Origin of the sequence: Maribacter stanieri, from assembly GCF_900112245.1 — a bacterium.
GTDB lineage: Bacteria > Bacteroidota > Bacteroidia > Flavobacteriales > Flavobacteriaceae > Maribacter > Maribacter stanieri.
Genome location: NZ_FOYX01000002.1, coordinates 796,740 through 805,828, shown reverse-complemented (window position 1 = coordinate 805,828; position 9,089 = coordinate 796,740). Strand labels below are relative to the sequence as shown.

Here is a 9,089-nt window from a genome sequence, read left to right as displayed (position 1 = left end):
TTATGATCCTATTAAAGACGATTATGTCATAAGCACAAGATACAATGAGTATGGAGTGCTCTATAATGTTAACCTTGGTCGCCCTAGTGCTGATGACGGTTTCAAATGGCAGGTAGATTGGAGTTCGACCAAGCGCATCAACTATATAACATTTGGAGGAACATATCCAAATCAGCCTCAACCAAATACACTTTGGCGAATAAGTTACCGTCATAATGGTAGTTGGATCGTTATCGAAGAAGGTCGTGGAGGCTGGATCGATAGTGGTATTTATGAGTGGGGCGGCGCATCACAGTTCCCCATTGAGGCCGATGCCCTAAGGGTACAATTGTACAGCGACGGCAATAGTGATTTAATAAGTATTCATATTCGAGGAAGAGGAGGGGTATCGCGATACAATGATGATAGCTCAACCGGGACCAAGGCAACATTGATACAGTATCTACCTAGCAGTGGTGCCGATACAATTGAGCCAATAATTGTATTAAACGGTGGTTCGACCATTAACCTGAATTTAGGCGATGAATATACAGAGCTTGGCGCTTCCGCTACGGACAACGTAGATGGAAATCTTAGTTCAGCGATAGTTATCGGTGGGGATATAGTGGATACTGATATTGAAGGGGTCTATAATGTAACCTATGACGTTGTCGATGCGGCTGGTAACCCCGCAGATCAAGTGGTCAGAGTTGTCAATGTTATTGAAGGGTCGGGCTCTGCAAATAACCCTGCTAATGCTGATATTAATCTTGCACTTTTGCCCGATGCGGTACTTGGCGGTACTGTTAATGGAGGTAGAGGCACTTTGGAAGCGATACTTTATGATCCTGTAGCGGAGAATTATTTTACGCCTACCCGTTTCAATGAATATGGAGTTGGTCGATATGACAATCTGGGACGACCTGGTGCAGAGGATGGTTTTAATTGGCAGGTAAATTGGTCTACGCCCAAACTTATCAACTATATCACTTTTGGAGGTACCTATCCTAACCAACCACAGCCTAACTCGATGTGGCGGATTTCCTACTTGCATAACAATGAATGGACCATTCTTGAAGAAGGAAAAGGAGGTTGGATCGATTCAGGGATTTATGAATGGGGCGGATCGATGCAATTTCCTATCCAGGCAGATGCACTTCGTGTGCAAGTGTACAGTGATGGTGCCAACGATCTTGTAAGTATCCACCTCCGTGGAAGGGGTGGAGTGTCCCAATATGTGGACGATAGTGCTACGTCAACTAAAGCAACGTTGATACAGTATTTGCCTAGTTCATCATTTACTTCAAAGGCTAAAGAAATGCCGGAGAACAAAATGATAGTCTACCCTAACCCTGCAGTTGCTGAAACTTCCATAAGTTTTGATATTCCTACTACTGTAGAAACAATTCAAATATTTGATGTTACAGGTAGATTGATTAGAACCATTAAAGGAGGTGCTATTGATGAGAGAGGTGAGCCAGTAAATTTGCAAGAGCTACCTGTCGGAGTTTATTTTATTAAAACACAGGATACTGAAGGTCACCAATTTCAAGAAGAAATGGTTATTAAACGACAATAACGAGATCTAATTTATACCCACAACCACTATACTATAATAAAGATTTATATTATGAAAAATAACAAACCAACCCATGTAAGTTTTAAACAAATCAAGTTTATCTTGATTTGTTTAGGATTTGCTTTACCAACGATGATACATTCTCAAGATTTTGGCTCTAGTGGTCTTTCTGGTGAATCTTCTAATAATCCAACGTCGCTTCAATTTGGACCAGATGATCGATTATATGTTTCTCAGCAAAACGGAACCATATATTCATATACTATAGACCGGAATGGTCCAAATGATTATGATGTTGTATCTACAGAAACTATTAATTTGGTTCAGAATATTCAAAATCATAGTGATATTACTGGACTGGCCGATGGTCAAGGTAATAGGCAAGTAACAGGTATATATGTTTCAGGTACAGCTTTTAATCCAAAATTATATGTTAGTTCTAGCGACCCTAGAATTGGAGCCGGTGGTGGTGGCAATGATAGTGGTTTGGATACTAACTCGGGTATGATTTCATGTCTAACTTGTATTGGCGGGGTAGTTGATAATGTTTGTACACAATGGGAAAAAATTGATTTAGTAAGAGGGTTACCAAGGTCAGAAGAAAACCATGCTACTAATGGTATTCAAATTGATGATAATACAAATACATTATTTTTAGCTATTGGTGGACATACAAATGCTGGTTCTCCTTCAAATAATTTTGCTTTGACCACGGAATATGTATACTCGGCGGCCATAATTAAAGTCAATTTAAATATGCTCGAAAGTATGCCGGTGAAGACATGGTCAGATGGATCAAAATATAAATATGACTTACCAACATTAGATGATCCAACACGACCAAATGTAAATGGAATAAACGATATAAATGCACCAGGTTATAATGGAATTGATCCAGGTGATCCATTTGGAGGAAATGATGGGTTAAATCAGGCTAAGATAGATTTAACGGGACCAGTTCAATTGCATGCTACTGGTTTTCGAAATCTTTATGATATTATCTTAACAGAGTCCGGGAAAATGTATGGTGTAGACAATGGAGCAAATGGGGGATGGGGTGGTCATCCGGAGGGTGAGGCTGATTATACTTCAGAAATTCCAGTTGGAGGCACTGCAACCGTAACTAACAATTTTATTTCCGGAGAACCAGGTTCAAATGGAACAGGACCTGGAGGAGATGATAAAGTGAATAATAAGAATGGTTTACATTACATTAGGACCTTAGAATCAGGAGATTTCAATTATGCGGCGCCAAATGAAAAATATTATGGAGGACATCCAGCACCAATTAGAGCAAATCCTGCAGGTGCGGGGTTATACGTAAATGGTACGTTTAGAAATCAAATTTTAAGTTCAACTGACCCTAATTTTGCAGCTAATTCACTTCCTGTAGATTGGCCCCCAGTACCAATTTCTATGGCCAACCCCGCTGAAGGGGATTTTAGAAATTCAGGTCAAGATGATAATACATTGTCCAACTATGGTCCTTCTACAAATGGTCTAACTGAATATACCGCAAGTAATTTTGATAACGCATTGAAAGGTAATCTTTTATTAGCAGCCTATAACGGTAACATTTATAAGGTGGTATTGAGTGCAGATGGTAAGGTAGCCACGAATTGTCCTACTGTACCACAAAATGGTACTTCAACGGTAGGTGATTGTAGTAATGGCAGTGCAACTTTCGCATCTGGTTTTGGGTCAAATCCTCTAGATGTAATTGCTCAAGGTGATAATGATACTTTTGCTGGTACAGTTTGGGCGGTAACTTATGGTGCCGATAATATTACAATTTTTGAACCAACAGATTATAATGGAATAGATCCTGGGTCTTGTGATGGATTAGATGATGATACTATTGATGATGATGGTGATGGATATACAAATGCAGATGAAATTGCTAGTGGTAGTAATCCTTGTTCTGGAGCCAGTCAACCTAATGATTTTGATGATGTTGTAGAATTTAATGGTTTCAAGCGTTCTGATTTTAGTGATACAGATGATGATAATGATGGTATTTTAGATGTAAATGATGCTTTTTGTTTTGATCCGCAAAATGGTAAAAGTGGAATTGGAAATATTCCTTTTAGATTAGATTTGTTTAATTCTACAGGCTATGGTTTTGGAACTATAGGTTTTACAGGTATAATGACCAATGGCAATGAAGATTATTTTAATCTTATTGATGATATTGGAGATGAATTGGTTTTTGGAGGAACAGCAGGTGTTTATACGGATCCTTCAGTTACAGATGGAGATGCTTATCAAGCTACTAATACACAGAAAAATGCCTTTCAATTTCCTATTAACTCTTCGATAGCAACGGGTTCATTTTCCGTTTTAGGACAAATTAATGGTCCATTTTTTAATGATATTGCACCACTTAACTATGCCGCACATGGAATCTTTATTGGTGCAGGTGACCAAGATAATTATTTAAAGTTGACCATACGAAATAATGGAGGTATACCAGCTTTTCAAATATATTATGAAAATAATGGGCTAAGTACATCAGATCAAGTTGTGAATGCTCCCGGAATTCTATCTGCAACCGGTCTCAAGCTATATTTAAGTATTGATCCTGGTACAGGTAATGTTCAAGCTAGTTATTCAGCCGATAATGGAACGCGAATAGATATAGGTAATCCTATAACGGTAATTGGCGATTTGTTAGATGCCATACACGGAACCTATACAATCAATGGTGTGCCAAGTGCATTGGCGGCAGGCCCGTTAGCCACTTCAGCGAATGCAGCCCCTGAATTTTCAGCAAGTTGGGATTATTTTGTAGTGGAACAAAATTTATCAGAAACAACAGCTTTAGTAGAAATTAACACAAGTGGTATAAATGGTAGTACTTATGGTAACTCTTCGTTTTATGTAAAAAATAATTCAGTTGGGGCAAACATAACTAATGTTACTTTTAATCTATCAACAGCAATTATTCCAGAAGTAGTTTTTGACCCTTACGGAAATGCCGGCGATGGTACTTCTAAAGACTTTACTCCAAATGGAGGGGGAGCGACTACCACAGGTAAAACTACTCATACTTTTTCGAACGCATATGAAGGTGGCTTTTATGGACTATCTATTGATTTTAATGATTTTCAACCAACAGAAGAGTTGGCATTTGGTTTAGATGTTGACCCTATAAGTATAAAGGGAGGGAGTTCTCCTGGTCCTAACGAATCTGGTAGTGTTTCAGGGTTAGAATTAGCTGGTTCTACGGTTACTGTTACATTTGATACAGGGGAAATATGGACAGTAGAATTATATAGAACACAACCAGATTCTGATAGTGAGTCTGTAAATATTGTTAGAAATGCATTGCCCAATGCCCCGGTAATAGAAATGCTAGGTGTAGCAAGTAAAAGTATTGTTTCAAATGCAAATCAAACTATAGTAGTTACAGCTCCGGTTGATGCAAATGTGACACTTTTACAAATGGAGGCTGGTCTCTTTTTAAATGGGTTAACAGGACCTTATGCAGATGTAGGTTATGGAATAGACCCTTGGGAAATCAATAGCGTAATTGGAATTCAAGAATATGATGGTATTGCGGATAATTCTAGTCAAGTTAGTTTTCCAGTTACCTTAACCGATATAGATGAGGAAGCAGGTTATGCAGTTTTTGCTGCCGTTGTAGTGGACGATGATGGTGCTACAAGTAATTTATCTAACTATATAATTGTAGAATTCGATGAGTCTGCTGTACCGGCAGAGATTATTAGAATTAACTCAGGTGGTCCCGAATTTACTGATGCTTCGGGTAACACTTGGTCAGCTGATCAATACTATGTTGGTGGAACTGTTTATACAAATGAAAAAGCAATTGCAAATACAGATGACGATATTTTGTACCATACAGAGCGATATGCACCTACTTTAAATTATGAAATCCCTGTTGCACAGTCAGGTAATTATAATGTTAACCTTGCATTAGCAGAGTTATATTTTACAAGTGCAAATGGCGGAGTTGGCTCAAGGGTTTTTAATATAACTATTGAAGGTCAGACATTATTATCTGATTATGATATATTTAATGATGTAGGTAATGCTTCTGCTGTGATCAAGCAGTTTCAAAATATTAATGTTACAGATGGTTTTTTAAGTATTGTAATGACAGCTACTGTTAATAATGCAAAACTATCCGCTATTGAAGTTTTATCAAGTGATATTGAGGTTATACAAATTCCTATTGTTGCTAATCCTATATCTAACCAAACAAATCAAGAAGGCACAGAATCATTAATTGATGTTTCCGCAACAGGTGGTAATGGAAATTTGATTTATACAGCCACGGGACTTCCAATAGGCTTAGATATTGAACCTACCAATGGTGATATAATAGGTACCATTTCAAATAATGCTGCCAATGGAGGACCTAATTCTAACGGAGTATATCCAGTTACAATAACGGTCGATGATAGTGATAGTATTTCCGATGATGCCCAAATAATAACATTTTCATGGACCATTACAGCTGGACCAGGAAGTGGAACAGAACAAGTGCTTTTTAGGGTTAATGTGGGAGGACCAATGTCTGCAGCATCAGATGGTTCATTACCAGAATGGGCAGCAGACCAAAGTAACTTTGGTTTAGAGGGTAATTCTCCTTATTTGGCAGCGAGTACAACAGGCAATAGCATTTATTTGGGAACTTCAGGTAGTGCTCACCCTGGCGCAGTTATAACTACTGATCCTTCTTTGACTGCATTTCCTGGAATAAACCCAATAGTTTTTAATTCTGAACGATATGATGCTGTGGCAATTCCAGAAATGCTATGGCAATTTCCAGTTGAAGCAGGAACTCAAGTTGAGATAACATTATTGTTCGCAGAATTATTTGGAAGCATAACAGCTGCCAATCAAAGGGTATTTGATATTTCGGTAGATGGTGTAGTTCCTTCAATATTTACAGCAATTGATCCTTACGCAATAGCTGGTCCTAAAGGTGCATTTGTACGTTCTTTTACTACAGTGTCTGATGGAGTTATTGATTTAGAATTCATTCATGGGATTGAAAATCCGGCTTTAAAAGGAATTCAAATTAAAGCCTTGAATTTCTCTGGAAATTTACCTCCAACATTGACATCTATATCAACAAAAAATAATGTTGAAGGTGATGCTGTAAATGTACAGGTAGTAGCTTCTGATGATGACAATTGTGGGTCTTATATATATTCAGCTTCGAATTTACCTGCTGGTTTACAAATTAATGCCTCGACAGGTCTTATTAGTGGAATACTTGAACAAGGAACAGGGGGCTCTGGTGTTGATGGTGCCTTTATAGAAGATAATGGGTTAGTTATTATAGAGGCTGAAACTGATTTTGTGGATTCTCCAAGTGGATGGAATCTTGAAACAGGTTCTCCATCTTATTTAGTTGCAAGTCAAAATAATTACGGAAATGCAACAGGAGGTCAAATTTTAACGTATAATGTTCAAATCACGACGCCGGGTGTTTATCGATTACATATGAAATCTCAATTTACAGGGACAAATGCAACCGAGGAAAATGATACTTGGTTTAAGATAGATAATACATCTGAAGTTCATTTCTTTAGTGTTCAAGGTGGATCTTTAAGTAGTACCTCTGAGCTAGAAGGATTACTTTCTGGTAGTGGCTCGAAAACGCTTTATTACCCAGCTGGAAATGCACAGGGTAGAACTGATCACGGAAATGAAAATGCGGGTAGCAAGGGATACTTTAAAGTATATAGAAGTGGAGGAGGAGGTAATAAATGGGATGCCAAGACAATAGATAATAATGGTTTTCCAATCTATGCCTATTTCCCAAATGCAGGAACATACCCAATTCAAATGGCTGAGCGCTCCGCGGGTCATAAAATTGATCGTTTCGGTTTAACAAATATTGATATTCATGGTACAGGGGTACCAACAGGTACTCTTAATGGGGCACAATCTATACAAGTTGAAGGTGGAACGGCAGGTGCTTCCGCAGGAAGTCCTTATGCAGTGCAAGTTTCGGTTTCAGATAACTGTTCACCACCGGCATCATCAGTCGTAAATTTTGACTGGATTGTTTCTTCAGGACAAACAGGCATAGGCTCTGCGTTTGTACAAGTAAATGCTGGAGATGGGTTAACGGCTAGTACATATGGAAATAATTCATTCGTTATAGAAAATACTGGGGCTGTAGATATTACCAGATTAGAGATAGAAACAAGTACAGCTTTCATGTTCGATGTTGTTTTTGACCCTATAGGTACGGCAGGAGATTCAACAGCCAAATGCCTAACTCCAGGAACTTTAGGCGATGGGTCTGCCGTAGTTGGGCAATCAGTAACGGACGCATGTATTGATCCTTTCTTTAATCCCCATAATGGTATTGATAATGCAGAAGGCTATGATGGTATGGCAGTTGATTTCACAGATTTTAATAGTGGTGAAAAGTTTTATTTTGGAGCCGATATGGATCCTACAAGCATTAAAGGTGATTTAAGTGCAGGTGATTCAGGTTCAATATCTGGTTTTGAACTAATTGGAGCAAAAGTTACCGTATATTTTGCAAACGGGCAATCATATACATCCTCCTTATGGGATGAAGGTTCATTGGGTGGATCTGATGCTATAATTACAGAAAATAAGCTTACTGCACCTATAATTAATGCAGTAGGTTTAAATACACCAATTGTAACTGGTAATGTAAACCATACAATAAGTATAACAGGAGAACCTAATGCTACCGTAGAGTTATTAAGAGTAGATTCTCATTTATTCATTGATCCAGGAAATCCTACAGTTGGTTATGATGTTGACCCATTTGAGGCGAACTCGGCTATGGCAAAAGAATTATATAGTATTACTTTAGATGGATTAGGTAATGGGGCTATTCCCGTAGTATTGACAAAAACATTAGGTACGGGCAATGCGCCAGATGGAGGTCTTAATCACTTTTTAGCTATTACGACATCCCCAAATGGAAATAGTTTAGCTTCTAATATTGTAGTATTGGAATATGATTCAACTGTAATAAATACTGATATGACTATTACATACTCTATTCCTTCATGGGAGGCAACTGAGGTAAATTTTAATGTGGAAGCATATCCAGTAGGTTCATCAACCGCAAGCCTATCAACAACAATTACAGCTAGCGAAGGTCTACTTTTAGTTTCTGGACTTGCACCAGGTTTATATGACTTAGTTATTAAAGCAGATAGACATTTACAAATGGTATTACCAAATATTTCTATAGTATCAGGAGTTAATTCTAGTGATATAGGTCAATTGAATGGGGGTGATGGCGACGGTAATAATATTGTAGATTTCATAGATTTTGGTATTTTGGCGAATAGTTATAATATTTCTCCAGAAGATGCTGGTTTTGATATTAATGCTGATTATAATGGAGATGGACTAGTTAATTTTTTGGATTTTTCAGTATTAGCGAACAATTATAGTATTGAAGGAGATAAATATCCTGAGGACGGGCAATAATAATCTAGAGGCTGAAAACAAAAGAAAGGAGACCATTTTGGTCTCCTTTCTTTATATAATTATATTG

General features: G+C 37.9%; 2 protein-coding genes. Both read left to right on the top strand.

All coding sequences use genetic code 11. The features are described 5' to 3' along the window. Positions 1–1,558, top strand: a 1,558-nt coding sequence (locus tag BM296_RS13900) for an immunoglobulin-like domain-containing protein (protein ID WP_143099077.1), incomplete at its 5' end; no start/stop codon positions are given. Positions 1,559–1,609: 51 nt separating this feature from the next. Continuing rightward, a complete protein-coding gene (locus tag BM296_RS13895) occupies positions 1,610–9,022 on the top strand; it encodes a malectin domain-containing carbohydrate-binding protein (RefSeq protein WP_091903757.1) in 7,413 nt (2,470 codons plus the stop codon). Positions 9,023–9,089: the final 67 nt, after the last annotated feature.

Coding starts and splice junctions, on each gene's coding strand:
- BM296_RS13895 (WP_091903757.1), top strand. CDS start 1,610: ATGAAAAATAACAAACCAACCCATGTAAGTTTTAAACAAATCAAGTTT.